At 49.2% G+C, this 1171-nt stretch carries 1 protein-coding gene; it reads left to right on the top strand.

Annotation, left to right across the window (positions count from 1 at the left end; translation table 11 throughout):
* Positions 1–98: 98 nt before the first annotated feature.
* The gene (locus tag COP04_RS19230) at positions 99–1124 is read left to right on the top strand and encodes an IS30 family transposase (RefSeq protein WP_100487473.1); all 1026 of its coding nucleotides are present in this window, start codon (positions 99–101) and stop codon (positions 1122–1124) included.
* Positions 1125–1171: the final 47 nt, after the last annotated feature.

The following is a 1171-nucleotide window of genomic DNA, read 5'->3' as shown; positions in this document are numbered from 1 at the left end:
CCCGGATTTAAAATCTAAGTGCAACACATCAAGATTACACAAATAGGCCATGGAGACCTAAACTTAAAGTGCCAAAACTCTAAAGAAAGGAAATCTCCATGACCCAATCTAAGAATAGCACTGCCCAGCATTACCAACAACTCACACCAGAAGAAAGAGGCGCAATTCAAGCGTATTTGAACGCGGGTAAGTCAAAAGCCGAAATCAGCCGTCTGCTTCATCGCAGTCGTAGTACCATCTCCCGCGAAATCAAGCGGGGCATGGTTCAACAGCGTAATCATGACTACCTCTTTGTCTATCGATACTACGCTGACACCAGCCAGCTCTTTCATGAACGGGCCCGTCAAAAATGCCATTCTAAGGGCTTAGAAGAACGCTGCCGGTTGTTCTTCAGGATGTTCACAAAGGCGCTCAAACGGCGTCCGCGGATTGAAAGTGTGGACAGTTATATCCATGTCTTCAGACAAGCGCATCCAGACCAGCTCTGTCCATCAACGCCGACCGTTTACCGCTACATTGATCAAGGCCGGTTAGACGTGAAGAACATTGATCTGCCGGCCAAACTGAAGCGTCATGTGAAAGCCAATCACCCCAATCATTCACGTAAGAATAAGCGCTTGGCGGGCACCTCAATTGAAGAACGGTCAGACGTCATCAACGACCGGAAACGCTTTGGCGACTGGGAAGGTGATCTGGTTAAAGGCAAGCGCCAGGCCAGTGAACCAGCTCTCATGACGTTAACTGAACGACAGTTGCGTTATGAACTGATTGTGAAGATTCCCAACTACCACGCTGACACCTGTTTGGAGTATCTTCAAAACGTTGTCGACAAGCAGCCTGAGCTCTTTAAGACCATCACCTTTGACAACGGTTCTGAGTTCAAACTCTTAGATCAAGTCAAGGGCCCTCAGATCTACTTTGCCCACCCTTATTCACCCTGGGAACGAGGCAGTAACGAGAACCAGAACGGTCTGATCCGGGAGTACATTCCTAAAGGCCAGTCACTACATGGCTTCTCTAAAGATGCTATTGCTCAGGTTCAAGAGGCACTGAATCAGAAACACCGCAAGTTGCTCGGCTATGCCAGCGCCGCCGAGCTTATTGAGGCCGAGCTAGCTTGCTAGCTCACGGCCTGACTCCATGGTTGTTGCGCTTGATTTGACATTCCGGG

The organism is Sporolactobacillus pectinivorans (assembly GCF_002802965.1).
Lineage (GTDB): Bacteria > Bacillota > Bacilli > Bacillales > Sporolactobacillaceae > Sporolactobacillus > Sporolactobacillus pectinivorans.
Note: the sequence above shows the minus strand (reverse complement) of the source record. Positions and strands in the feature narration are given on the sequence as shown.